Annotated in this window: 20 protein-coding genes and 2 riboswitches; of the genes, 10 read left to right on the top strand and 10 right to left on the bottom strand. The window is 45.8% G+C overall.

Features of this window, described 5'->3' with window-relative positions; translation table 11 throughout:
• Positions 1-205: 205 nt before the first annotated feature.
• From MHB46_RS15160 to MHB46_RS15130, 7 genes are all read right to left on the bottom strand, one after another.
• On the bottom strand, positions 206-982 hold the full coding sequence (locus MHB46_RS15160) for an ABC transporter ATP-binding protein (protein WP_341162744.1): 777 nt from the start codon (positions 980-982) through the stop codon (positions 206-208).
• Entirely contained in the window at positions 979-1,896 is a 918-nt protein-coding gene (locus MHB46_RS15155) for an ABC transporter ATP-binding protein (RefSeq protein ID WP_341162743.1), read from the bottom strand. Before MHB46_RS15155 ends, MHB46_RS15160 begins: the two co-directional genes overlap by 4 nt.
• Positions 1,896-2,711 carry a nickel transporter permease gene (nikC, locus tag MHB46_RS15150; protein WP_341162742.1) on the bottom strand — a complete coding sequence of 272 codons (816 nt, stop codon included), beginning with the start codon at positions 2,709-2,711 and terminating at the stop codon, positions 1,896-1,898. Before nikC ends, MHB46_RS15155 begins: the two co-directional genes overlap by 1 nt.
• Before the next feature lie 14 nt (positions 2,712-2,725).
• Positions 2,726-3,655, bottom strand: coding sequence for a nickel ABC transporter permease (gene nikB / locus MHB46_RS15145; protein WP_039271928.1), 930 nt, complete (start codon positions 3,653-3,655; stop codon positions 2,726-2,728).
• Positions 3,656-3,670: 15 nt separating this feature from the next.
• Positions 3,671-5,251 (bottom strand): ABC transporter substrate-binding protein, encoded by a 1,581-nt coding sequence (locus MHB46_RS15140; protein ID WP_341162741.1) that lies wholly within the window; start codon positions 5,249-5,251, stop codon positions 3,671-3,673.
• Positions 5,252-5,468: 217 nt separating this feature from the next.
• A riboswitch (cobalamin riboswitch) is annotated at positions 5,469-5,672 on the bottom strand.
• A 751-nt stretch (positions 5,673-6,423) separates the two neighbouring features.
• Positions 6,424-7,731, bottom strand: a complete 1,308-nt coding sequence (locus MHB46_RS15135) for a nucleobase:cation symporter-2 family protein (protein WP_165178129.1) — start codon at positions 7,729-7,731, stop codon at positions 6,424-6,426.
• A complete protein-coding gene (locus MHB46_RS15130) occupies positions 7,725-8,342 on the bottom strand; it encodes a xanthine phosphoribosyltransferase (protein ID WP_165178131.1) in 618 nt (205 codons plus the stop codon). The genes MHB46_RS15135 and MHB46_RS15130 overlap by 7 nt, the downstream gene beginning before the upstream one ends.
• A gap of 157 nt (positions 8,343-8,499) precedes the next feature.
• Positions 8,500-8,603: riboswitch (purine riboswitch) on the bottom strand.
• A 355-nt stretch (positions 8,604-8,958) separates the two neighbouring features.
• On the opposite strand from MHB46_RS15130, the gene rhaB reads away from it, so the two are divergent.
• The 5 genes from rhaB to MHB46_RS15105 all read left to right on the top strand — a co-directional run bounded on the left by rhaB (position 8,959) and on the right by MHB46_RS15105 (position 16,035).
• Positions 8,959-10,440 (top strand): rhamnulokinase, encoded by a 1,482-nt coding sequence (gene rhaB, locus MHB46_RS15125; RefSeq protein WP_341162740.1) that lies wholly within the window; start codon positions 8,959-8,961, stop codon positions 10,438-10,440.
• A 12-nt stretch (positions 10,441-10,452) separates the two neighbouring features.
• Complete coding sequence (gene rhaA / locus MHB46_RS15120; RefSeq protein WP_341162739.1) at positions 10,453-11,709, top strand: L-rhamnose isomerase; 1,257 nt, start codon at positions 10,453-10,455, stop codon at positions 11,707-11,709.
• Between the two features lie 53 nt (positions 11,710-11,762).
• Positions 11,763-12,608 carry a rhamnulose-1-phosphate aldolase gene (rhaD, locus tag MHB46_RS15115; protein ID WP_029518813.1) on the top strand — a complete coding sequence of 282 codons (846 nt, stop codon included), beginning with the start codon at positions 11,763-11,765 and terminating at the stop codon, positions 12,606-12,608.
• A 198-nt stretch (positions 12,609-12,806) separates the two neighbouring features.
• The gene (locus MHB46_RS15110) at positions 12,807-13,682 is read left to right on the top strand and encodes an AraC family transcriptional regulator (protein ID WP_341162738.1); all 876 of its coding nucleotides are present in this window, start codon (positions 12,807-12,809) and stop codon (positions 13,680-13,682) included.
• Positions 13,683-13,764: 82 nt separating this feature from the next.
• Positions 13,765-16,035 carry a GDYXXLXY domain-containing protein gene (locus MHB46_RS15105; protein ID WP_341163751.1) on the top strand — a complete coding sequence of 757 codons (2,271 nt, stop codon included), beginning with the start codon at positions 13,765-13,767 and terminating at the stop codon, positions 16,033-16,035.
• 110 nt (positions 16,036-16,145) lie between these two features.
• On the opposite strand, the gene mmuM is transcribed toward MHB46_RS15105, so the two are convergent.
• The gene (gene mmuM / locus MHB46_RS15100; RefSeq protein WP_341162737.1) at positions 16,146-17,093 is read right to left on the bottom strand and encodes a homocysteine S-methyltransferase; all 948 of its coding nucleotides are present in this window, start codon (positions 17,091-17,093) and stop codon (positions 16,146-16,148) included.
• A gap of 334 nt (positions 17,094-17,427) precedes the next feature.
• On the opposite strand from mmuM, the gene MHB46_RS15095 reads away from it, so the two are divergent.
• Together MHB46_RS15095 and MHB46_RS15090 are read left to right on the top strand one after the other, a co-directional pair.
• The gene (locus MHB46_RS15095; protein ID WP_341162736.1) at positions 17,428-18,483 is read left to right on the top strand and encodes an AEC family transporter; all 1,056 of its coding nucleotides are present in this window, start codon (positions 17,428-17,430) and stop codon (positions 18,481-18,483) included.
• Between the two features lie 17 nt (positions 18,484-18,500).
• Positions 18,501-19,520 carry a 2-hydroxyacid dehydrogenase gene (locus MHB46_RS15090; RefSeq protein ID WP_341162735.1) on the top strand — a complete coding sequence of 340 codons (1,020 nt, stop codon included), beginning with the start codon at positions 18,501-18,503 and terminating at the stop codon, positions 19,518-19,520.
• A gap of 50 nt (positions 19,521-19,570) precedes the next feature.
• Here the strand turns inward: MHB46_RS15090 and MHB46_RS15085 are convergent, their stop codons facing one another.
• Entirely contained in the window at positions 19,571-20,308 is a 738-nt protein-coding gene (locus tag MHB46_RS15085) for a response regulator (RefSeq protein ID WP_341162734.1), read from the bottom strand.
• Positions 20,305-21,954 carry an ATP-binding protein gene (locus MHB46_RS15080; RefSeq protein ID WP_341162733.1) on the bottom strand — a complete coding sequence of 550 codons (1,650 nt, stop codon included), beginning with the start codon at positions 21,952-21,954 and terminating at the stop codon, positions 20,305-20,307. The genes MHB46_RS15085 and MHB46_RS15080 overlap by 4 nt, the downstream gene beginning before the upstream one ends.
• Before the next feature lie 226 nt (positions 21,955-22,180).
• Between MHB46_RS15080 and MHB46_RS15075 the strand changes: the two genes are divergently transcribed.
• The 3 genes from MHB46_RS15075 to MHB46_RS15065 all read left to right on the top strand — a co-directional run bounded on the left by MHB46_RS15075 (position 22,181) and on the right by MHB46_RS15065 (position 24,124).
• Positions 22,181-22,363 (top strand): hypothetical protein, encoded by a 183-nt coding sequence (locus MHB46_RS15075; protein ID WP_013312637.1) that lies wholly within the window; start codon positions 22,181-22,183, stop codon positions 22,361-22,363.
• A 355-nt stretch (positions 22,364-22,718) separates the two neighbouring features.
• Positions 22,719-23,096 carry a MerR family transcriptional regulator gene (locus tag MHB46_RS15070; RefSeq protein ID WP_341162732.1) on the top strand — a complete coding sequence of 126 codons (378 nt, stop codon included), beginning with the start codon at positions 22,719-22,721 and terminating at the stop codon, positions 23,094-23,096.
• 284 nt (positions 23,097-23,380) lie between these two features.
• Positions 23,381-24,124, top strand: a complete 744-nt coding sequence (locus MHB46_RS15065) for an SDR family oxidoreductase (protein ID WP_165178154.1) — start codon at positions 23,381-23,383, stop codon at positions 24,122-24,124.
• The last annotated feature ends 153 nt before the right edge of the window (positions 24,125-24,277 follow it).

Here is a 24,277-nt window from a genome sequence, read left to right as displayed (position 1 = left end):
GTACCACGTTCTATTTTGTCAACAACATTCGACAAGCCGTCCTCTTATTTATTTTTAAATTTGTAGAATGACGATTTTGCAAAAATCCAATAAGCGACTTCCAATGAACAAGATATAGATCGAAATGGCCTAGTTCGTCTAGATATTGCACTTTGGAGCGCTGGAATCGAATTTTGCAAAATCCTGATAATATTAAATTTATGGATTAATTCGCCAACGTTTGAAACAGAGCACGCGTGTACTCATGCTGTAACAAGTCTTTATCCCATTCCTTAAATATTTCCACGATCTCCCCCTGAACCATAACAGCAACGCGGTCACAAAACTGACGAGTAGATTGGAGATCGTGAGTGATGAATAGGTAGGACAACTCACGCTCCATCTGCATTCTTTTGAGCATGTCCAGTACAGAAGACTGCGTTGTCGTATCCAGATTGGCGATCGATTCATCGAACAAGATAATATCCGGCTCCACCGCCAACGCTCGGGCAATACATACCCGCTGTTTTTGCCCGCCACTCAGCTGTGCTGGGTATTTTTCCAGACTGTCAGCCTCCAATCCTACTGATTCCAATAGAGACAGACAAATATCCAGCGCCTGCGCTTTTCGCTCAGGAAAATAGTTGTGGATCGGCTCCATTAAAATATCTCGTATGGTCATGCGAGGATGGAGCGAGGACGACGAATCCTGTGCGACCAGTTGGATTCGTTTGTACAGATGGATATCCTTCATCCTTCCGGTGTGAATGGGCTGGTCATCCAGCCAAATCTCTCCTGAGGTCAACGACTCCAGCCCTAGAATACATTGTGCCAGCGTGCTTTTGCCACTTCCACTTTCTCCAACCAGTCCGAGACATTCCCCCTGTTGTAACTCCAGACTCACCTTTTTCACGGCCTGCTCGCTATCTTGCGTGCTGAACCAACCTTTTCTCCGTTTGCGGATAGGGTATGCTTTGGTCACATTCTTCAATTCCAGCATCACTGGTGCATCCTTCCTTCCGGGCTCATCTCCAACACTCGATCTGCTATGCGGCTCATCCCCTGGCGATCATGTGAAATAAACAATATGGTGAGATCAAAGTCTTCTCTCAATTGTTGCAACAATGCCAGAACCTTGTCGCGGTTGATAACATCCAACGCCGTAGTAGGCTCGTCGGCAATAAAGAGGCTCGGACCGGAGCTTAACATTGCAGCCAGCAGCACCCTTTGACACATGCCTCCGCTTAGTTCAAAAGGATATGACGACAAAATATGCTCAGGATTTGCAAATCCAACCTTGCGGAGCAGAGAGCGCAAATAGGCCTCCCGTACTGGAGTAGCGTCTCCTCTGGCTATCTCCGTGGCACGGCTCAGCATCTGCCGTATCCGTGGCAGCACGCCCAGCGGGTGGACTTGCTGCGATGCAGTGTGGGATGGGTCAGCATCAGCGTGCCCCGGCTCCAACTGGTCGTGCGGCATCCGACGCCGCCCGTGCAGTCTAAGCGTATCCATCAGCTGGGCGCGGACGGTCCGGATCGGATTCAACCCGCTCAGCGATTGTTGAATGAGCAGGGCAATATCCTCTCGGCGCAGCCTTTGCCAGCGCCGTTCCTGGAACGGGAGAATGTCTTCCCCGTTATAGTAGATACGCCCTTGCGTAACACCGATACCTGACTCCAGCATCCCTGCGATTGCGTGTGCGGTCAGGCTCTTGCCGCATCCGCTCGGTCCGGTCAGGGCCACAATCTCCCCTGAATATATGGAAAAGCTCACATCACGCAGCAGTGGTTTGCTCCTGCTTCCGCTTGCTCCTACGCCTGTACGGCAGATTTCCAAATGTTCCACGTGTAACAACGGTTTTCGCTCTGCCACTTGCTCTATCGTATCCTTGCACCCAAGGGCTGTTTGATCCTCCACTATTTGGCCGCCCCCTTTTCCGAAAAGCGGTCGCCCAAAAGCTGGCAGGCAAGTACGAACAGCATAATCGCCAAGCCCGGGAAAATCATGACATGCGGAGCCACCTGAAAATACGAGGTTGCATCATGCAGCATCACGCCCCACTCTGGCTTGGGCGGCTGTACACCCAGTCCAAGAAAGGACAGCCCAGCGATCATCAGCACCACGCGTCCGATATCCCATACCGCATAAACCAACAACTGCGGCAACGCTTGTGGCAATACATAACGTCTCAGTATACGTACGTGTGAATTGCCGGATAAACGGGCATATCGAACGTAGTCCTCCTGACAGGCTTTTTGAACCAGACTACGGACATACCGGACATAGCCCGCCCACCGTACCGCAATAATAGCAAGGGTCATGTTAACAAAACCTGGACCCAAAATGCCCACAATTGCCACCGTTAAAATAATATCAGGAAAAGCCAGTACGCCGTCGATTCCACGCATAACCAGCTGATCCACGCGTCCGCGCACATAACCAATGAGCAACCCTATAGGCAGACTGAAGCACAACGTAGCTACAGTAATTGCACATGCGATTAGCACGCTCATCCGAATCCCGTAAATTAGCCTTGACAGCACATCCCGACCCAGATGATCCGTACCGAAAGGATATTTCCGACTGGGTGGTGCCAGACGGTTCAAAAGATCCACTTGAAGAGGATCATGAGGAGCGACCCATGGAGCCAATAACCCAAGCAGCACGATCAGACCAAACAGTACGCCTCCTGCCAGCAAGCTCCCTTGAAAGGAAAGCCGTATCTTTTTCATTTTCAGCTTCCCCCTTAACGCAAACGTAGCCTCGGATCTATCGCCGTCTGGACCACATCCACCAAACACTGAACTCCTACAATTAAAAATACGGCAAAAATAACATACCCCTGAATCACCGGATAATCTCGCTGTGTAATTGCATCTATAAAATACTTGCCCAACCCCGGCCATGAAAAAATGGTCTCTACGATGACATTACCTGCCAGCATAAATGATAGATTGGTACCTAGCAGTGTAATTATAGGCAGAACCGCATGCTTAAATATCTCAAAAAACAGGATATGCATTCGGGAAAAGCCTCGAGCCTTCGCTGCTTTCACAAAATTCCGGTCACCCAGCTCTAGCATTTGAGCGCGTAGTACACGGGCTTGCACAGCTCCCAAACCTGCACCAAGAGTCAGCGCAGGGAGCACTAAATGTGTCCAATCCTCCCTTCCCATGGATGGGAGCCAGCCCAAGCGAACGGAGAATAGATAGATCAACAGAAACCCAAGCCAAAAAGAGGGGATCGACGATCCCAGCAGGGCAAACAGCCTACCCAGGCGATCCAGTGGACCGCTGATTTTTAGCGAGGCAGCCAGCCCCAACCCCAGCGTAAGCACCGTCATGACGGCAAAGCCCGCAGCAGCTAGCTCCACAGTAGCAGGCAGTCTGTTCCACAGTTCGGCTAGCACGGATTCCTTGGATACATACGAGGTGCCCCAATGCCCTGTGAACACATCCCGCAGCCAGTTCACATATTGAATATGAAACGGTTCGTTTAAGCCCAGTTCCTGCCGTAGCGTCGTCAACGCCTCCTCAGAGGCAGGGACATTATGCGCGGTGAGCAAAATGGTAGCAGGGTCTCCAGGAGCCAGGCGCATCAGTACAAAAGTCAGCGTGGATACAACGAATACAATGATGAGCAGCTGCGCCACACGTTCCAGTATAAAACGAATCATAGGATACGCCGCTCGTTATTCCGCAATATCGGATTGCGCTGTAATGTAGTAATACTCGATCGGATGGGGTGTAAAACCCTCTACCCCTTTTTTCACACCAAACACATTGTCAGGATGCACAATGAACGACTGTGGCAAATCCGTATTGATGATATCCAGCGCTTGTAGTGTCACGGCATTACGCTGCGCTGTATCCTTCGCCAGCTTCAAGCTGTTAAGAATACTCTCTAGCGGTTTGGAACTATAACGGCTTACATTGGCTTCGCTTTTCGAAGAATAAAACATGTCCATAAAATATTGCGGCTCTCCTGTATGAGCAGTAAGCATACTGTACATAGCAAAATCCCAATCGTTTTTGGTCAACGCCTCGTCGATATTTTCCACCTTGCGAATCTTGACCTGGATTCCCTCTTTTAGCAATTGGCTTTGGATGACCTCAGCCATAACAGAGAGTTCCGGACGCTGAGGAAAAGTCAGCAGCGTAACCTCGAACGGCTTGCCTTGCTTAGTCCATGTCCCTTGGGCGTCCTTCTGCCAGCCATCCTTCGTTAACAGCTGATCCGCCGTTCCGTCCAGCGCTTTACGCTCAACTTTACCGAAGGGAAGAATGCTCGGGAACGGACTGCTTGCTTCCGTACCGAAGCCCCTCATGACGGCGCTCACAATCGATGTGCGTGGAATCAGGCTGTCCACCACCTTACGGTTCGCCGCATCCTTGAATACTGGGGATTCCATATTGTACACGAGCATATGGGTGCGCAAGGAGGGAGCCGACAGCACTTGTAGCCTGTCGTTCTTTTTCAGTACCTCTGCGTTATCAACCGGAATATCCGTCGCTACGTCCACCTCGCCGGATTGCAGCGCCATCAGGCGCGAATTCCCGTCCGTAATGAACTTCATTGTCGCCTCAGCCAATCGGGCCTTCTCGCCCCAGTATCCGTCATAACGCTCTACGACCAAGGATTGGTCCTTGCTGAACGCTTTAATTTTAAAGGCGCCTGTCATCGCTGGGTAACTCTGCTCATCTTTCATCGATGCCACATCCAGTACAGTCGTCGATGGATCAGCTAGATTGGACACCAACGCCGCATTCGGCTGGTTTGTCGTGATCTTTAAGGCCAGCGGGCCGCTTACATCAATGGACTTCACATTCAGTAAATCCTTCGCCAGATGGCTTTTCTCGATAGAGCGTAGCAAAGATGCTTTTACACTTGCTGCATCCATACTTTTTCCATTATGAAAAGTGACTTTATCCTGCAAGCTGAACGTCCAAACTGTAGGACTATCCTGCTTCCACTCCTTTGCCAGCCAAGCCACAGGCTCCAGCTTTTCATTCAAACGTACCAGTGTCTCACCTGCACCGGATCGCATCACATCCCAGCTATTATCTCCGTGCGGGTCAACACCTGACGGTTTCCATGTATACGCCATTACCAGCTTTTTACCTGTCGCTGTTTGTTGTGCTGACGCGTTCTCATCTTTGCCGGAGCTATTCGACGTCTTATTGCTAGTACATCCCGAAAGAGCCATAACTGCCAGTAACAGCATCACCCCTGTACATATCAACCATGAGCGCCTGCTATGATTGCTAATCATTCGATGAATCCCCCTCTATCTTGTAAAATCATATAAACCTAACGCAAAACGCGAAAAAAGCATTCCGGACCACTTGATCAGCAGTCAGAAATGCTTTCATTATAAAATGTCAAAACACACCTCGAAGCCAACTCCAAAAACATAGAAGGGATCAGATCGGTTTCAGACATTCCGTATGCAGCACGCCTAACCACCTCCCCAGCATCCCGTGGGTCTGACAGTGATGTCAAAACAGGCAGGTCTCCTGACTCCAGGCGTATCTTTCAGGCCTTCCCGGTTCTTCACAGTTCCAGTGGCTGTTCTGAAAGCTCCAGCAGTATCCTGCTGATGCCTGTATACAGTGGCGGGCCCGTGTCGGAATCAACCGAACTTCCCTTTTAAGTGAACACGCTCAACAACTATCCACATGGTCTTAACAAAACCCCGTACATAGAGTCGTCCGGCTCACACCTGTTTTCTTCCTTTATTTCTTTCCATTACGATCTTATTTTGTTGTCACGGGCTTGTCAATAAATGCTGCACAATAGTTTAAATTTGAACGATAAGGAAGAAACAAGACATAACCTTCAATTGCGTGCACGCAATTGAAGTGTTAAAATTAGGTATAGAGTAAACCACCGTGTCCGTATACTAAAAAGAGTCTTCGCCGCGCCAACGGCAAAGACTCTTAGGACTTGAAAGGCTGTGGATCACCCACGGCGCGCTGCATAACTAATGGTTAATGCAAACGAAACCCACCGTTAGGCGCCTAACCTAATTACGCGGTGGGTTTTCGCTTGTTCCGAAATTTTCGACGTAGCCAGCGATAAAGTTTACGAATACTAAACACCAGGCTTAGTAACGTAACCATCCAACGCAACACATCGTAGCACGACACAAGGTTGACCATCGGCTTCACCCCCTTTCGGGAAGCTGCACCGTGGTCCGAAAACATCCACCACTATTCAAAATCCATAATTTAGATTATACCATGCCCCTTCCTACCACTCTAGCAAATTCTTCTAGCGCATAAACTGGAAAACGCACCAAATTAGAGCTACCTATTTCATCCCGCAGCTTTATCTATATGTCCCCAGACGGCAAGGGTATCTACTATCTGGATAACTCCATGCCAAAAAGCCGGAAAAGAGGCATACGTCCTCTCTCCGGCTATCTTTATTTATTCCTAATCATCAAACCTTCTGTGGAACCTCCTGAACCGTCACGCTTTTGACCGATTCCCCTTGTTTTCTCGTCAAAACAATGTTCAAGACAATCGCTGTAATCGAACCCGAAACGATACCATTTTGCAGCAGCATTTTAGCAAAGCTCGGCAGCTGGTCGAACATTTGTGGCAGAACGGCAGAGCCTAGGCCCACGGCAATACTGCATGCTGCGATCAGCAGATTGCTTTCCTTCCGCAGATCCACTTCTGACAAAATAGACATGCCTGATGCAGCGACCGAGCCGAACATGACGATCATCGCCCCGCCCAGCACAGCGTTAGGAATCACTGTCGTTAAGGCAGCCAGCTTAGGCAGCAAACCAAGAACAACCATGATCCCGCCCGCAGCAAAAATAACGTTCCGCGATTTGACGCGTGTGAGTGAGATCAGACCCACATTTTGCGAGAAAGCTGTATAAGGAAACGCATTAAAAATCCCCCCGAGCATAATCGCAAGTCCTTCGGAACGCAGACCATTGACGATCTGCTTCTGCTCCACCTTCTGATCAATCGCCTTGCCTACTGCCAGATACACGCCTGTAGACTCAACCATACTGACAATATTGACGATAATCATCGTACAAACTGCCATCATGCTAAACTCTGGCTTACCAAAATAAAACGGCTGCGCAACACTCACCCATGAGGCCTCCGCCACAGGGGCAAAATGCACCATTCCCATTGCATAAGCGACTACAGTACCCGCGAACAGACCAATAAGCACGGAAATCGAGCGCAAGAAGCCTTTTGCCAACCGATTCACAAGCAGGATAACCAGTAATGTAACTAACGCCAACAGCAAATTACGTGGCTGTCCAAAGTCCGAACTGCCCTGGCCCCCTGCTACATTGTTCATCGCCACCGGAATAAGAGATAGACCGATAATCGTAACAACCGAACCTGTAACCACCGTCGGGAAAAAGCGTAGCAGCTTGCCATACAACGGTGCCGCTAACACCACAAATATACCAGACAAAATAATGGCACCATACGCTGTCGCTAAATTTGAGGTCGAAGCAATCGCGATGATGGGCCCTACTGCCGTAAACGTACAACCTAAAATGACAGGCAGTCTACTACCGAAAAAGCGTGTGCCCATAATCTGTAATAACGTAGCAATCCCGCAAGTGAACAGATCGGCAGCCACCAAATAAGCCATCTGGGCTGGCGTCAGGTGCAATGCTCCCCCTACAATTAGAGGTACAGCAATGGCTCCAGCGTACATCGCCATGACATGCTGGAAGCCCAGCGCGAATAACTTTTGTTTACTTAGCATCCCACATTCTCCTTAACGGGAGGAATCACCGCGCCAGCTTCCTCTATAAAATGAACCTCGCCTGGTGCCATGGAAGCGATACGCGCAAGAGAACGGACGGCAATGCCTCTTTGCTCCAACAGTCCACGGCCTTCCTGGAAGCTCTTCTCAATTACACAGCCAACCCCGGCCAGCTCCGCTCCTGCTTCCTTCACAATATCCGTAAGTCCAACCAAGGCTGCGCCAGTAGCCAGAAAATCATCTACGATCAGCACATGGTCGCTGGCATTGAGATATTTTTGAGAAATGCTCACCTGATAGGTTTCCTGCCGAGTGAACGAATGAACCTCTGCGAAGTATACCTGCTCATTCAGCGTGATGGCCTTCTTTTTCTTCGCATAAATGAACGGGACCCCCAAGGCAATAGCAGTAGCCATAGCAAATTGAATACCACTAGCTTCAATTGTAAGCACCTTGGTGATCGGAGCACTGCCGAAAAGGCGTGCAAACTCCTTACCAATCTCCAAAGCTAATGCTGTATCTACCTGATGATTCAAAAATGAATCTACCTTTAATACGGTGTCAGATAAAATTTGTCCTTCTTGACGAATACGTTCCTCCAAAGCTTTCATTATGCGAGTATCGCTCCTTCTGTACTTTAAAATAGTATAAAACCTGCCAAAACCAAAAAAGGACAGGCTCCCTTGAGTTGTTTCTCAAGTGAAGCCTGTCCTTGGGGTTGTCATCCCTGACGGATTGGCGCACAAATAAATGCCCGCATTCATCCAAAGCCGATGCGCTATCACTCATAGTCGGACGATTACAGTGGTCATCCGGTAGAAACTTTTGGGCCATATCCCCAATATTATACGAGTCATATGAAATTGATATCTTGTATACTACACCCTCTGGCGGGCGGTTTCAAGACTATTTTTCATACAGACAGCGGCATTTGGAGAACCTTCCACAATTGGAATATCGTAAAATCAAATCGACCTTTGTTCAAGGTATATATATTGTGAGGACTTTGCATTATCCTGATTGTAGAAAACAGATAAAAAAAAACAAAAATACACACAAAACAACATTTAATTTTAATTATAATTTTAAAAAACAAAAATAAAACCACAAATTATACTTCCGTTTTTGTTGACCACAAAGAAAAACGGAAGTAGTATGGAGTTAGTTAAGAAAACAAAAGGCGGACTTTCAGGCTGCCCGTATTTTATCCATGCAAGGAGATTGGATATGAATAATTATCTTGCTGTTGATATTGGAGCTTCAAGCGGAAGGCTCATAAGTGCAACTCTGCAAGGTGACCAGCTACACTTGCAAGAGCTTCACCGTTTCAACAACTCCTTTACCGAAAAGGACGGACACGATTACTGGAATATCGACGAACTATTGAATGAGATTATTCAGGGCTTGCAAAAAGCTAAACAAAAAGGGATTCATTCCTGTACGCTCGGCATTGATACATGGGCTGTAGATTACGTGCTGCTTGATCAGAAAGGTAACCGCATTCATGAGGTATACGCTTACCGGGATGCACGTACCCTCCATGCACCAGACAGGCTGCACCAGCTCATCAGTCGAGAGGCTGTGTATGAGAAAACAGGCATTCAGGAACTAAACTTTAATACCCTGTATCAACTGTTCGTCCATGATCGGGAACAGCTTGCCCAGGCGGATAAAATATTGATGGTCCCCGATTATCTGTACTATCGCCTGACAGGCATCATGATCAATGAAATGACGAATGCGTCCACGATGCAGCTTCTCAACGTGAACTCCCAAGAGTTTGATGAAGACCTGCTCTCCCTGCTCCAACTGCGACGCAATCAGTTTTCAGAGCTTGCCGAGCCTGGACGGGTTCTGGGTTCTCTTTTGCCGGAGCTTGTTCAAAAATACGATCTTCCAGACTGTCAGATCATTCTTGCGCCGACTCACGATACTGCATCGGCTGTTGCAGGTGTTCCGTCACAGCGGGAAGAACCTTGGGCTTATATTAGCAGTGGAACGTGGTCACTACTGGGAATGGAACGATCCGAAGCCTTGAATACCAAGGCAGCCATGCAGGCGAACTACACGAATGAGTGGGGCGCTTACGGTACGTACCGTTTTCTAAAAAATATTATGGGATTATGGATGATTCAGGAGGTTAGGAGAGAGGGCGGTTCCGCACATAGCTTTGCCGAATTGGCCGAACTGGCTTCAGCAGAGGCACCGTTTGTCAGTCTCGTCCTCTGTAACCAGTCATCCTTTTTAAACCCGGATAGTATGACCATTGAAATCCAGCGATTCTGTGAAGAAACAGGCCAGCCCATCCCCAGGACGCCGGGTTCACTCGCCCGCTGTATTTTTGACAGTCTGGCCTTAAGCTACCGCGATGCCTTACACGAACTGCAATGTTTAACAGACGAAACGATTACCAGATTGCACATTGTCGGCGGAGGCGCTAACAACGAATTACTATGTCAGCTAACCGCCGATCTCTTGGGAATTGAGGTTCAGGCAGGTCCTTCCGAATCTACGGCCATCGGCAATATTGTCGTGCAATTAATTAGCTCTGGTGTTCTTGAGGATCTCAAAGCTGCTGGCCGAACCATCGCCCGCTCCTTTCCGACTCGGCTATATGAGCCACAAGCGGTGGAAGGCATGCAAGAACTTTTGGATCGCTGGGAGCACCTTAAGATACAAGCAACATCCTCTATTCACATATCTCAATAAAGGAGTAAAGCCATGAACGAAGCTATTGAAGCCAGTTATAACGAAGCGAAAAAGCTTTATACCCGCCACGGTATTCAAGTTGACGATATTTTACAGAAGCTTTCACAAATCAAAATATCACTGCACTGCTGGCAGGGTGATGATGTTCAGGGATTTCTGTTCAAAGACAAACAGCTTAGCGGGGGGATTGCCGTAACGGGCAGCTACCCGGGCAGAGCAGGCACGCCGCATGAGTTGCGTCAGGATTTAGAAAAAGCTCTATCACTCATTCCGGGTAAACACAAGGTCAATTTGCACGCAATCTATGCGGACACCACAGAACAAGTGGATCTGGATCAACTGGAGCCACGCCATTTTCAGAACTGGGTAGACTGGGCTAAGCAGCAAGGGCTTGGGCTTGATTTTAATCCAACGCTGTTCTCCCATCCCAAAGCGGAAGACGGCTTCACACTGAGCCATAAGGATTCGGAAATCCGTGATTTCTGGATCACACACTGCAAAAAATCACGCAGGATTGCAGAGCATTTTGGCAAAGAACTCGGTCAGCCCTGTGTTACAAACCACTGGATGCCGGATGGTTACAAGGATACCCCTGTTGATCGGTTGGCTCCAAGAGAACGGCTGCGTGATGCTTTGGACGAAATTTTCAGCGAGAAAATCAGTGAAGAATACAACATCGATGCGGTTGAAAGCAAGCTGTTTGGCATTGGCTCGGAAAGCTATGTCGTGGGCTCCCATGAATTCTATATGGGTTACGCCCTGACACGCGGTAAATCTATCTGTCTCGACGCTGGTCACTTCCATCCAACCGAAGTCATTTCGAACAAACTGTCCTCTGTGCTGATGTTCACCGATCAATTATTGCTCCATGTCAGCAGACCGGTTCGCTGGGACAGTGATCATGTCGTGACGATGGACGACGAATTGCTAGACATTGCCCGTGAGCTGGTTCGCGGTGAATTGCTTTCCCGAACCCATATCGGTCTTGATTTCTTTGATGGAAGTATTAACCATGTGGCAGCATGGGTCATCGGAACACGCAACACGATCAAAGCGCTGCTTCGCGCTATGCTTGAACCAATTCAAGCATTAAAGCAGGCGGAAGAGGAACGGGACTTCACCACTCGTCTTGCTCTGGTCGAAGAGTTTAAATCGTATCCATTTGGTGCCATATGGGATTACTATTGCGCTCAAAACGGTGTTCCTGTTCGTGAGGAATGGCTGGCCGAAGTTAAAAATTATGAACAACAGGTACTGCTGAAACGTTAACTACTGTACTGATAATGCTTATATTCATATCATCCAAAAGGGAGAGATTATCCATGACTACTGTACTGGAGAATCAAAAAGAACGAAAATCGGGACTGGATATCCCATTTGTTCGCGAGATGGCGGAAATTACACAAAACATGTGGAAATTCGGCTGGGATGAACGCAATGGAGGTAATGTAAGCTATATTCTGGATGAAGCTGAGGTTGCAAAATATATAGATATTCATCAGGTCATTCGGACGATTAAACCTGCTTTCCCAGTGAATGAACTGGCTGGTAAATATTTTATCGTCACCGGATCAGGGAAATATTTTAAAAACGTAATTGCAGATCCAGAAGCTAACTTAGGAGTCCTTCGTGTCTCCCAGGATGGCGAGCAATTGGAAGTCTTGTGGGGCCTCAAACACGGCGCAGTGCCTACCAGTGAGTTGCCTTCCCATTTTATGAGCCACATTGAGCGCTTGAAGGTCGATCCTAACCATCGTGTTGTGATTCATAATCATGCCACCCATGTTATTGCCATGACCTTCATTCATAGTCTGGACGAAAACCAATTCACCAAAACGCTGTGGGAAATGTGTACTGAATGTATTGTCGTCTTCCCAGACGGTATCGGTGTAATCCCTTGGATGGTACCAGGTTCCAGCGAAATCGGCCGCGAAACGGCAAAAAAAATGAAGGATCATCACGCTGTATTATGGCCTCATCATGGCATTTTCGGAACGGGCAGCTCCATTGATGAAGCATTTGGCCTGATTGAAACGATTGAAAAAGCAGCGCAAATTTATATGCTCATTGCTCACCATGATATTCAGCAACGGATTACAGATCAGGAATTGGCCGATCTGGCCAAAGCCTTCAACGTTACTCCAAAAGAAGGAATCCTGAACGTATAAATATAGGCTAATCTCCATCTCATAATATAGAATTTAAAAGGCTCCATGGATCGTCTAAAACCGGCCATGGAGCCTTTGGCATACCTCGTTTTAATTATATAACCCTTAATTCCAATGAATTAACTTGTAATTATGCTTTCCTTTATATACAATAAAATCAAAATTCCCTTATCTCCACCAAAGGAGAGGTGACAAGTTATGAAAAGAGCAAAAAATGAAGATCACTTCGACATCGTGGAAGACCATTATTTCACAGCCACCGAACTGGAAAAGTCCAGCGCCGTTTGGCCTGTCAGACTAGGTATGGATATTTCGAAAACAAGCTGCCATGTCGGTCCCAAGGCTGTTCCTTATTTTTATTTGATTTTTGTACTTGAAGGTCAGGCTGAGTTTGTTTATAAGCAACAAAAGTACCGCGTCCAAAAGTCTGATTTATTCTGTTTTTTTCCGTATCTTGCCCATGAATATTACACCGATCAGGAGCACCCGTTGCAAAAGGTATGGATTGCCTTTGAGGGACCCAAGTCCCTCGCATTGCTGGAGCGGATCGGAATTAATCCCAGTACGCCATTTATGGCTAACGCAGTGAGCGAGGAAATCCTCGGACTTATCTCCAACCTGTTTTCCATCGTACACGACAACAGCAGACAGGGCAGCGATCTGGCCCGCTTGATTACACTGCACCAGATCTTCGAGGAATTGTCCCGCAACACATCTGACGTGCTGCGCAACTTTGTATGCTCTGATTATTGGCTCCAGCAGGGGAAAGACTACATTGAGATGCATTATTGTGACCGTGTTACGATTGAACAAATTGCCGAGCATGTAGGTGTGGATCGTGCGCATTTTTCACGTAAATTCCATTCCACCTTCCTCATCTCTCCCGCCAAGTATTTGCAAAACCTCAAGATTAACGAAGCCAAAAGATTACTGGAGCAGACGACTTACAATTTGTCGATCATAGCCCAGTCCATCGGCTATACCGATATGTCCACCTTTTCCAAGGCATTTAAGAAAACAGCAGGGATTCCACCGCGTGAGTATCGCTTCCGACATCAGTCCCTCTTTTTATGACCTGATCCTAATTTCCACTTGGTTCTGAACCCTTTCAACGCTATAATAGGCTTCAAACCAACAGGAAAGGCACGTGAAATCCATGCTGCGATTCAATGCGATACGTACGGGCTATCTGCTGGGCATCTCACTGATACTGGCCGCAATTATTTATTTTTTCGCCTCCAATTGGGGTGGACTGGATCGGACATTCAAGATTGTACTTGCTGCTGCGCTTATTGTTCTGTTCTACGGCTTGTCTTTTGTATTTGCACGGATACGTGCTGTTCCCGGTCAACAAGCTTTTCTGTCTAATATGTTTTTGGTGGCTGGCTGTATAGCCTTTGGCGTTTCCGTGGCATTGCTCGGTCAAATTTACAATTCCCATGCGGACAGCTACGGATTGTTTTTCATTTGGTCGGTGCCGGCTCTACTGCTTAGCTGGATTACTCGCTACAATCCTTTTTATATGCTGTCTTATGTACTAATTCATCTTGGTTTGTGGCTTTATTTTTACCCTACGATGCAAAGTGTGCCTTATAGCGAGCTGGAATCGTTGTCCATTGCCGGAATGTTCGCAATAGTCAATCTGCTGCTATTTTTATTGACGTTCCTCCATCGTATACATTCTGCTCCACTACAATATATGAGCTTTACGGTTTTCCATATAGCTATGTTAGCGATGACCAATTCCTTTGCATTTGATGAGTATGGCATGGTCATGAATGTACCACATATTGCTGTGATTGCTTTAGGATTTTATATATTTATCAAGGTGCGGCTGAATAAAACGCTACTGACCTTGAATGCATTGGCACTTTCGGCGTTTGCTGTCTTTAAATTCATAGAGCTGGCTGAGGCGTACTCCTCATCTCTATTTTTTGTTTTTGGTTTGATTTTTGTGGCGTTGCTGCTGACGGGTAACGTGTGGTTTTTCCGCTATTTGAATCGTTTGGGGAAAACACCGCCGGAAGCAGGGACAACGGACACTAGTACATCAAAGACTGAGACGACCGTCCAAGAGGAACATGGCAGTGAATGGATTAGCAAAACCGTATCCCGTGTGATCAAAGTAGTTGGAGTGCTGATCGGCAGTATATCTCTCATCGGATTGATTATGATTAGCACGAATGTAAACCACACCGAATATGTACTGTTGGTTGTGTCGTTGCTGCTTATGATTTTGATGATTGTCATACCGGAATCCAAGCTGGATTCGGTAATACGTTATACACTGCTGACCATCAGCTATATTACAGGCTTGGCGGCCATTCTATGGTCAGATCAGTCGCTGCTTTCGGTATTATTTCTGATCGTTTCCATCGCTGGATGGATTCGTTCCAAGGGGAAAAGGCAGTTGTTTTTTGCCTACACCTTTGTAAACCTGAATCTGGCGACCATTTTATTTCAGCAGTATCAGGAGTGGGATGGTTGGAACTGGACCTATAAGTTCATCATCTTCTCTCTTTTCATCGTCAATGCCGTGTTATATGGGGTAAGTTACTTTATATTCAAAACGGAGTTAAAAGAACATCTGCGGAATAGCTCATTATTTTTCAGCTTGTTGTTCCTGTTTTGGGCGACGTTTTTCGAGGATGTCGTTCCACACTCTTATATGTTCATTAACACTTTTTATTTTGTTATCGTTACCGGAATGGTCTTTGCCTTTGCCCGTCTGAAACAAAAATCGGAGACCATCATGAGCGTTGTCTTCTGGTTTATTTTTATCGGCTTCAAATACTATGATTTATTGTGGACGCTACTGTATAAATCTTTTACGTTGGCGCTACTGGGGGTCATTGCGCTCGGAATTACCTGGTGGGCGGATCGGCGAATGGCCCATAGCGGCAAAGCAGCATTCGATGCCGATCACCGCAGCTTTAGCTTTATGCGCTTAAGCCCGTTACTCATTGCCATTGTCATCGTGCTACAGCTGGGAATCATCGGCTATCAGACGGCGAGAAGTGAAACCCTGCTCGCCACAGGGGCTTCCATTAAGCTCAAACTAGCTCCTGTAGACCCGCGCTCCCTGCTGCAAGGCGATTATGTGTCACTGAATTACGACATATCTACCCCGCCTTCCAAGCCCCCTCTTCAGGAGGAGGAATGGAGCCGAGGCAAGGTCAAAGTCGTTCTCACACCAGATAGCCAAGGAGTATACGTTGCGGATCGCCTATATCAAGATGGTGAAAAACTTGCCAGTCATGAGGTCATTCTAAATGGACAATGGTATGGTTCTCGTATTCTGTACGGTATTGAGAATTATTTCATCCCTGAGGGAACCGGACGTACTGTAGAACAGAACGCACATTTTGCCCATATTCGGGTGAGCCGTAATGGGGACGCGCTGCTGGAACGTTTGGCAGAAAGCTGACCGGATCGGCGCAGGTAGTAAACAAAGCAGGCTGAACCAAGCCCCTCCGTTACTGGAGCACAACTTGGTTCAGCCTGCTTGTTTTTTTTCGGACCATCGTTTATCTCCGTTTATACATCTCTCGTCCATGATGCTATTTCCTCAATATCCAGCGGCTGAGTCCGGCAACAACCGCCAATCAGACGAGCTCCCGCTTCATACCATTGGCGGGCACTTTGTCCGAATGTCTCTGTACAAGTGCTGCCATGCCATGTCTTGGTGACCGGGTCATATTCCTCCCCCAGATTGGGATATACCACCACCGGCTTATCCGTGTGGCTGCGTATTTCGTGAATAAGCGATGGAACGAATTTCGGCAAAGTGCAATTGATTCCTACAGCAGCCACTTGCTCATGCCCATTCAGCCACTCAGCACATGCAGCGGCAGACTCACCATTGCTGATATGCTGTCCATCCTTTGCGCTAAAGCTGATCCAGGCGTACGTGCCAGGAAATTCCTTCAGCAATCGGGCGATGGCCTTGGCTTCAACCAGACAGGGTATCGTTTCACAGGCTAAAATATCTGCTCCCGCCTCGATCAGAGCTTTCATACGTGGCCTGTGAAACTCCACTAGCTGTTCCTCGCTCAGCTTGTAATCGCCGCGATACTCTGACCCATCTGCCAAAAACGCCCCGTAAGGGCCAACAGAGGCCGCGACTAGCGGCTTGGGACGATGTCGCTGACTAGCAGTAGCCGTCACGTCAGCCCAAAACTCATCACGTGCCTGCACAGCAATCCGCACCGATGATTGAATCAGCTCCAGCGCATCATTTTCGCTTAGGCCTCGTTTAACATAGCCTTCAACGGTAGCCTGATAGCTCGCAGTAATCGCACAGTCTGCCCCAGCTTCAAAATAATCTCTATGTACGCGCTTGATCGACTCCGGATGCTCATGGAGGATTTTAGCTGACCATAAGCTATCGTTCAGATCATGTCCATGACGCTCCAGCTCGGTCGCCATTGCGCCGTCCAGCACGATCAGCTGAATTTCGTCCAGTATATGTTGTATCGGATTCATGCGGCCCCTCCTGCTCGTCTTTTCTATTTAACCCACTAATCAAGTGGGTTTTAATGATTTACATTATAGCACGAATGTTGATGAGCACTCACAAAGCCAAGAAATAATCATTCCGTGAAGACGTCCCCCCTCGTTTCATTTACCATCTGATGTAACGTATAAATTTTTTAAATTAGTTTCATAAGTTAAATTAATTAGATATTGTTCTTTTTTTCACAAAGTCATTTTACTATAAAAGTGCAAACCCACACTTTGGCCAAAAGATCAGGGAATTGCATCGTCACATTCTGCATCGTCATTTATGTGAAAAAAGGTACAAGAGAGGGTTTTATCTATGTCTTTACTAGAAATGATTACAGCGACCTTAACAGATAACAAAATTGTCAGTTCTATCGCTTCCACCGTTTTTATTATCCTTCTTGGTTTCTTTTGCCGCAAGAAGGGGATTTTTAACGCAGCAGTAGGAAAGATGTTATCCAAGGTTGTTCTAACCGTGGCTCTACCAGCACTAGCCTTTAATTCTTTCATGCAGGATATTAATCCTACAATGTTAAAACAAGGAATTAATGTTTTAATATGGGGAGTTCTAATTTATATTATTCTCATCTTTATTTCTAAACCGTTCTTCCTGAGCTATAACAAGGATAAACAGGATGTTTTGCGGGTGTTAACCATTTTCGGTTCTACGACTTTTTTCGGAATTCCAATTGTGGGAGCCATTTACGGTCCTACCGGAGTGATGTACAGTTCCATTTTTAACATAGGGTACCGCATTTTCTTATATTCCTACGGCTATATCAAAATGAGCGGCTTAAAAATGGAGCTTAAAAATCTCAAAACCATGTTTTTAAATCCAATCGTTATCGCCACGTTTCTAGGCCTGTTTGTTTGGTTGTTTCAAGGTTATTTGCCACAGATGAGTGTAGCTACAGAGGATGGGGCCATCCAGCAGTTCGCCTTTCTAAGAATTGATCAAACTGCTGTCTGGCTGTTCAAGCCCATGACCTACCTTGCTGGACTAGCTTCTCCGTTAGCCTGGTTATCGATTGGCTCGACATTAGGGGAGATCAGCTTCAAGTCGGCAGCTACGGATAAGACCTCTTGGTATTACAGTATAGTTAAGGTTTGGCTTGTTCCTATTGTTAACATCGTCTTGCTGGCTTTGTTGACTGTATCTCATATTCTGTCAGTCGATTCTGTCGCTTTAGCTACTATTGTCATCATGATGGCTACTCCTACAGCTACCGTAGCCGCAGCCTATGCCATCAGTTTTGATAAGGAAGCCATATTGACCTCCAATGCATCGCTTCTATCAACTGTTACTTCTGTCGTCATGATTCCAGTGTGGATCGTTACGCTCAATGTTATTGATAAAATTGGAATTTTCTAAATCAGGGGGAAAACAACATGTTAAAAATCATTTGCTATGGTGTCCGTTCTTATGAGAAACCCTATTTTCAGGATCTCAATAAATATAACTTTCAACTAACGCTGGTAGAAGAGTTGTTAACCACCAGCAATGCAGAATTGGCACAGCATCACGATGCCGTTTTGCTAAGAGGAAACTGTGCTGCCAATCGGGAAAATATCACAAAATTTAATGAATACGGCATTCAATATGTCTTCACCAGAACAGTCGGAATCAACCACATTGATTTGGATGCTTGCAGCGAATTCGGAATGAAGGTGGCACGCGTGCCATCCTACTCTCCGAATGCCATCGCCGAGCTCTCCTTAACCTTAGCAATGATGCTGTTCCGACACACCGCTTATATGACTACCAAAAGCTCGTTCAAAAATTTTATTGTAGATGAGCATACATTCAGCAAAGAGATCCATAACTGTAAAGTTGGGATTATCGGGGTTGGTCGCATTGGTCTGACGGAGGCCAAATTGTTTAAAGGATTGGGAGCCTCTGTTATCGGCTATGATGTGTACCCATCGGACGCGGCCAAGGAAGTCATTCCATTCACAACCTTGGATGAATTACTGGCAGAGAGTGATGTCGTTAGTGTGCATGTTCCTTATCTGCCGGGACAGAACGACAAAATGATTAACGCCAGCTTTTTAGCCAAAATGAAAAAGGGATCTATTCTCATCAATACATCACGTGGAGAATTACAAGATAACCAAGCCATTTTGGACGCTTTGCTCAGTAACCATCTGGAAGGCTTCGCTACGGATGTCTTCCCTAAAGAAGATGAATTATTCTTTAAAGCCTTTGAACCATGGCAAATGCTCCCGGACCCCACGATCCAGAAGCTTGTGGAGCTGTATCCAAGAGTTTTGGTAACGCCTCATGCTGGCTCGAATACCGTTACGGCGTTATCCAACATGATTGAAACTAGCTACGACAACTTCCATGATATCGTTACAACTCATTCTTCGGATAACCTAGTCCCACTTCCTGTTCTCTCTATGAAATGATGTAAGAAGCTTGGACGCTCGTTGGATAAAAAAGAACCGCTATTTCCAGATTACAATGGAAATAGCGGTTCTTTTATATCAGGATTCAACTGATAGAGCATTAGCGGCCTGCCAACCTTGTGGTATTCTATCGATTCAACCAGGAAGCCATCGTCCACCAGGAACTGAATATATTTTTTTACCGTGATACGGGACAAGTCCACTTCTCTGGCTAACGTTTCAACCGAGAATGGTCCGTCCAGCTCTTGAATACTCTTCAGTATCGTGGTCATGGTCAGTTTGGACAAATTTTTAGACAGGTTTTTCGGTAGATTATGCGATGGATGTTCAACAGGTTTCTTCTTTTCCACACCCGTATGCTCTTCTTTATTAAAATAATGGTCAATAACAGCCTGGTTAATTCCGTTCCCTTCCTCCATCACCGTGGCCAGACGCTGGATTTTCTCAACAGCCAGTCTAAAGCGTTCGAATGTAAAGGGTTTAATTAAATAGTCTGCAACACCATAAAAGACAGCTTCCTTCACCGTCTGAATATCTTTTGCAGCCGTAATTAAAATAACTGAAGCATGATACTGATGCTCCTGCATATGTGATAATAAAGTTAATCCGCTTTTCCCAGGTAAATAAACGTCCAGTAATACCAGATCCGGTGACCATTTTTGAAGGCAGTCCTGTGCTTTCTTGACGGTATCTGCCTTACATACAACGTCCAAATTGTCCATGCGCTCGATAAACTGTTGATTGAGCTCAGCAACCATCGGATCATCCTCAACAATTAGAACTTTCATTCATTTGTCACCTCCAATGTACAGGGCAACTCTACATATATACTTGTTCCGAGACCCGGCTGGCTATCAAGCTCAATGATTCCTTGATGATTTTCCACCATGGTTTTAACCAGATTCAAGCCGTAGCCTCTGTCTTCTCCTTTGGTTGAAAAGCCATGCTCGAATATTCTTTTTTGCATCTCAAAATCAATCCCCAACCCATTATCTTTCACTTTCAAAATAAATACATTTCCCTCACACTCATAGTTCAATTTCAGCTCAATTTTGCCGGGTTCTTTTTTTTGTAAGATGGAATCTATGGCGTTGTCAAAAAAATTGCCCAGGATGTGTATGACATCATGAACGATATCCTGCATCTCCACATTAGAGACATCCGAGCTTTCTGCAAGAAGAACCGAAATATTCTGTTCGCGTGCTTCGTTGATTTTACCCATAATAAAACCTGCTAATGCCGGAACTTTAATTCTCTCAGTCAGAAATCCTACCTCATCTTGATACCGGTGATTTAGCTGCTGAATATATTGACTGACCTCCGCATATTTCCTCATTTCAATCAGCCCGGATATTACGTGCATTTTGTTCATAAATTCATGGGTCTGTCCGCGAAGGGAGTTAATATAATATTTTGTACCACTTAACTGGTTACTAAGATGGATCATCTCGGATTGGTCGCGTAACGTTGCAACCGCCCCAAAAAACTCATTTTCAATATATATAGGGGTTACTGTCGCAATGACTTCTATACCATTCACATAAAATGAGCGATCCTTGATCTTCTTCTTATCATCAAACACTCTCTTGAAGAGCACGTTATAAAAGTTGGTATCTAGCTGCTCGCCAATCGGGGCTTTCATCTCTTGGTTTGCCAGTTGATACTTGGCCTGAGCTTCTTTGTTCATGAGCATAATTTTCTTGTCAGCCGAAATGGCTATAATTCCTTCAGCGACCTCATTTTCAATAATTTCTTTTTCGCGCAATCGTGTTGCTATCTCTTGCGGCTCAAGCCCAAATAAAATCGTTTTGATTTTCTGAGCCAGAATGATCGCGCCCAAAACTCCACTAAAGAGTCCCAGCATCAGCCCCCCAAAAATGGTATACTGCGCCTGCATCAAATCATGATTTAGGGTCCTCATGGTCAGCCCTACACATACAACGCCAATGACCTCATGCTGTTGATTAAATATCGGCGTAAAATATCGGTAACCTTTGCCCAAAATACCTATATTCTCAGAAAAATGTCCCTGACCGGATAGCGCTCTTCTGGCATCATTCAAATCAGAGAACGGTTTGCCAACCATCGTTGCATTCGGATGAGATAGCCGAATTAAATCGTGGTTCAAAATGACAACAAAATCCACATTAACGTTATGCATGACTCCAAGCGAGTAGTCTTGGATCTGCTTCACAGGAGTTCCCTGCTCGACATTACGAATAACATCGTTGTCACTCGCAACCATCTTGGCAATACCCGAAAGTTTTTCCTTCGTATTATCAAAATGTTGGTTAATTACGAAATTACGAATGAGAAGCAAGGATATAATTAAGGAAATAATAATAACTAAAACAACCAAAATAATAATCATGAATTGTAGCGAAACCTTGAATTGTCGTCTCGGCTTCGACTTACCTATTAACTGCAACCCCATCACCCAGCTTCTTTGTCAAGCTCTCCATTAGGAAAAAGAGCCTATCTCTTTCCCTATAATCCCTTGTTATTCGACATCGTTTGACAATTTCCTTCTTATTTTGCAAGCTCTGCGCGCTCCACCGACAACAAACGTAGCCTTTATCTGAAATAAAACGATATGCTGAATAAGGAAAGATCAATTCTCCATAATAAGGACGTATACCTAATGAAATGGAGGATATCGGATGATTGACAATCTCGAAAGCAATTACAACTGCGCTAATGCAGGACAAGACCTTCATCAGCTCAAGCAGGAACTCGCTGCGCTTCAGGAACAAGGTGCGAACGACCAGGCGTCCGAGGAAGCCATTCATCGGCTGGAAAATCAAATTTCGTTCATCTTGAACAAGTGCGATATTAACCATTAGTCGAGTTTGGCTGTTGAGTCAAATAAAAAAGATAACTTTTAGCTACGACCTTTTCCTGGTACTCTGCCGAGAAAAGGTCGTTAATTTTTTCAGGAATCGCTCCTGGTTAAACAGTAAACTGCAAGATCGTCATCAAGTGTCCAGTTTAAAATTGATCTGACATAAACAATATCTTCTTTCTGTAAATAATGTATTGAATACATCTTAATCCATACAGTAAACTCTAAGTTAAAAGCTTGTTAAATCCACCATTAGACTAGGGTATCCCCTTAATAATCAGCTATTAATGCCAGTAATATGGAAATGAATGAAGGATAAAGGTTAGAGTTTACTTTGATGACTGGAGGAGAAAGTGATGTCCACGATTAAAGAAATTTCGGAGAAAACTGGAATTACCCCATATACTCTTCGGTTTTATGAACGGGAAGGAATTCTACCATGCGTCAAGCGCGATTCGAGTGGCAATCGATTGTATGACGAAGAGAGTATGGACTGGTTGAATTTTGTGTTGGCGCTGCGGGCGACGGGCATGCCACTTGCCGAGATCAGGAAATATGTAGATTTATACCAAAAAGGCGAGAACACGCTTAAAATACGTAAACAAATGATGCTTATGCACAAGGAAAAAGTGGAGAAGGACCTCTCGGAAACTATTAAATATTTGGAGCAAATCAATTACAAGCTGGCATTATATGACATGCAGGAAAAAGGATTGGCCAAGATGCTGCCCTAGATCGTCTTTTTGCAACATTTCACTCTAAGTGGAGCGCGTTCCCCGGATGGAGAACGCGTCTTTTTTAGCGCATATATTAGAGTAAACTCTAATATATTTCATGTAGTTGTTTTCCGTTTTTTCCTATTTATTATTCTTCATTATCTAAAAAACCACGGATTTGTGGGGATTTTGCCTGTGCGAATTATTAAATCATTGAAGCTTGACTTATATTAAACTCTAATTGATAACCTGGAATCAAGCCAACGATTACTGGCTAATATAAGAACAAAGGGGAAGTACACATGAATACAAAAGTAGCAATCATCACAGGTGCAAGCAGCGGAATGGGAGCGGCAACGGCTAAACTTCTCGCTCAACACAACATTAAAGTCATGCTTGCTGCTCGCCGGGAAAACCGATTACAGCAACTTCAAGAAGAAATCCGTAACGCTGGAGGTGAAGCCAGCTACAAGGTGACTGACGTCACCTCGTTTGCCGACGTGGAAGCATTGGTAGATGAAACCATTAAAGTCTATGGACAAATCGACATTTTGATCAATAATGCTGGGATAATGCCACTTTCGTTCTTCAAAAATTTGAAAGTTGACGAATGGGAGAGAATGATCGATGTGAACATTAAGGGCGTCCTCTATGGGATGGCGGCAGTGTACAAACATATGGAAGAACGTAATGAGGGACATATCATTAATTTCTCGTCCATTGCGGGACATATCATCTTCCCTTCAAGCTCTATTTATAGTGCGACTAAGCATGCCGTACGGATTTTAACAGAAGGTATGCGAACCGAATTAGGACCCATGCAAAATATTCGGACGACTCTCATCTCCCCTGGCGCGGTGGAGACCGAGCTGTACGATACCATCACCGACAACTCGATTTATCCGGCATTGGAGAAATTGGGCAGCCAGGAATGGAGTCAACTTGACCCTAGCGACATTGCGAGAACCATACTGTTTGCGATCCAGCAGCCGACTAACGTAACGATTAACGAACTGATTGTCCGCCCCACGTCTCAAAGCTTATAAAGCTGTCGCTACAGCCGTAGCGGTTCCAATCTTCTCCTCTAAAAGATAGAGAAATTACAAGTAATTCCTCTGAGGAAGGCCAGTTTGTACTGATGTTGTCCCGACACTTGTCGAGGACAAGAACATGGTACCGTTGAAAGTCGCTATTAGGTC

Source organism: Paenibacillus sp. FSL H7-0703 (assembly GCF_038003485.1).
GTDB classification, from domain to species: domain Bacteria; phylum Bacillota; class Bacilli; order Paenibacillales; family Paenibacillaceae; genus Paenibacillus; species Paenibacillus polymyxa_B.
This window is presented reverse-complemented; position numbering and strand designations above follow the sequence as displayed.

Bases quoted from the DNA above. Each gene is read 5' to 3' on its own strand.
- nikC (WP_341162742.1), bottom strand. From the start codon at position 2,711: ATGAAAAAGATACGGCTTTCCTTTCAAGGGAGCTTGCTGGCAGGAGGC.
- nikB (WP_039271928.1), bottom strand. From the start codon at position 3,655: ATGATTCGTTTTATACTGGAACGTGTGGCGCAGCTGCTCATCATTGTA.
- MHB46_RS15140 (WP_341162741.1), bottom strand. From the start codon at position 5,251: ATGATTAGCAATCATAGCAGGCGCTCATGGTTGATATGTACAGGGGTG.
- MHB46_RS15135 (WP_165178129.1), bottom strand. From the start codon at position 7,731: ATGCTAAGTAAACAAAAGTTATTCGCGCTGGGCTTCCAGCATGTCATG.
- MHB46_RS15130 (WP_165178131.1), bottom strand. From the start codon at position 8,342: ATGAAAGCTTTGGAGGAACGTATTCGTCAAGAAGGACAAATTTTATCT.
- rhaB (WP_341162740.1), top strand. From the start codon at position 8,959: ATGAATAATTATCTTGCTGTTGATATTGGAGCTTCAAGCGGAAGGCTC.
- rhaA (WP_341162739.1), top strand. From the start codon at position 10,453: ATGAACGAAGCTATTGAAGCCAGTTATAACGAAGCGAAAAAGCTTTAT.
- rhaD (WP_029518813.1), top strand. From the start codon at position 11,763: ATGACTACTGTACTGGAGAATCAAAAAGAACGAAAATCGGGACTGGAT.
- MHB46_RS15110 (WP_341162738.1), top strand. From the start codon at position 12,807: ATGAAAAGAGCAAAAAATGAAGATCACTTCGACATCGTGGAAGACCAT.
- MHB46_RS15105 (WP_341163751.1), top strand. From the start codon at position 13,765: ATGCTGCGATTCAATGCGATACGTACGGGCTATCTGCTGGGCATCTCA.
- mmuM (WP_341162737.1), bottom strand. From the start codon at position 17,093: ATGAATCCGATACAACATATACTGGACGAAATTCAGCTGATCGTGCTG.
- MHB46_RS15095 (WP_341162736.1), top strand. From the start codon at position 17,428: ATGTCTTTACTAGAAATGATTACAGCGACCTTAACAGATAACAAAATT.
- MHB46_RS15090 (WP_341162735.1), top strand. From the start codon at position 18,501: ATGTTAAAAATCATTTGCTATGGTGTCCGTTCTTATGAGAAACCCTAT.
- MHB46_RS15085 (WP_341162734.1), bottom strand. From the start codon at position 20,308: ATGAAAGTTCTAATTGTTGAGGATGATCCGATGGTTGCTGAGCTCAAT.
- MHB46_RS15080 (WP_341162733.1), bottom strand. From the start codon at position 21,954: ATGGGGTTGCAGTTAATAGGTAAGTCGAAGCCGAGACGACAATTCAAG.
- MHB46_RS15075 (WP_013312637.1), top strand. From the start codon at position 22,181: ATGATTGACAATCTCGAAAGCAATTACAACTGCGCTAATGCAGGACAA.
- MHB46_RS15070 (WP_341162732.1), top strand. From the start codon at position 22,719: ATGTCCACGATTAAAGAAATTTCGGAGAAAACTGGAATTACCCCATAT.
- MHB46_RS15065 (WP_165178154.1), top strand. From the start codon at position 23,381: ATGAATACAAAAGTAGCAATCATCACAGGTGCAAGCAGCGGAATGGGA.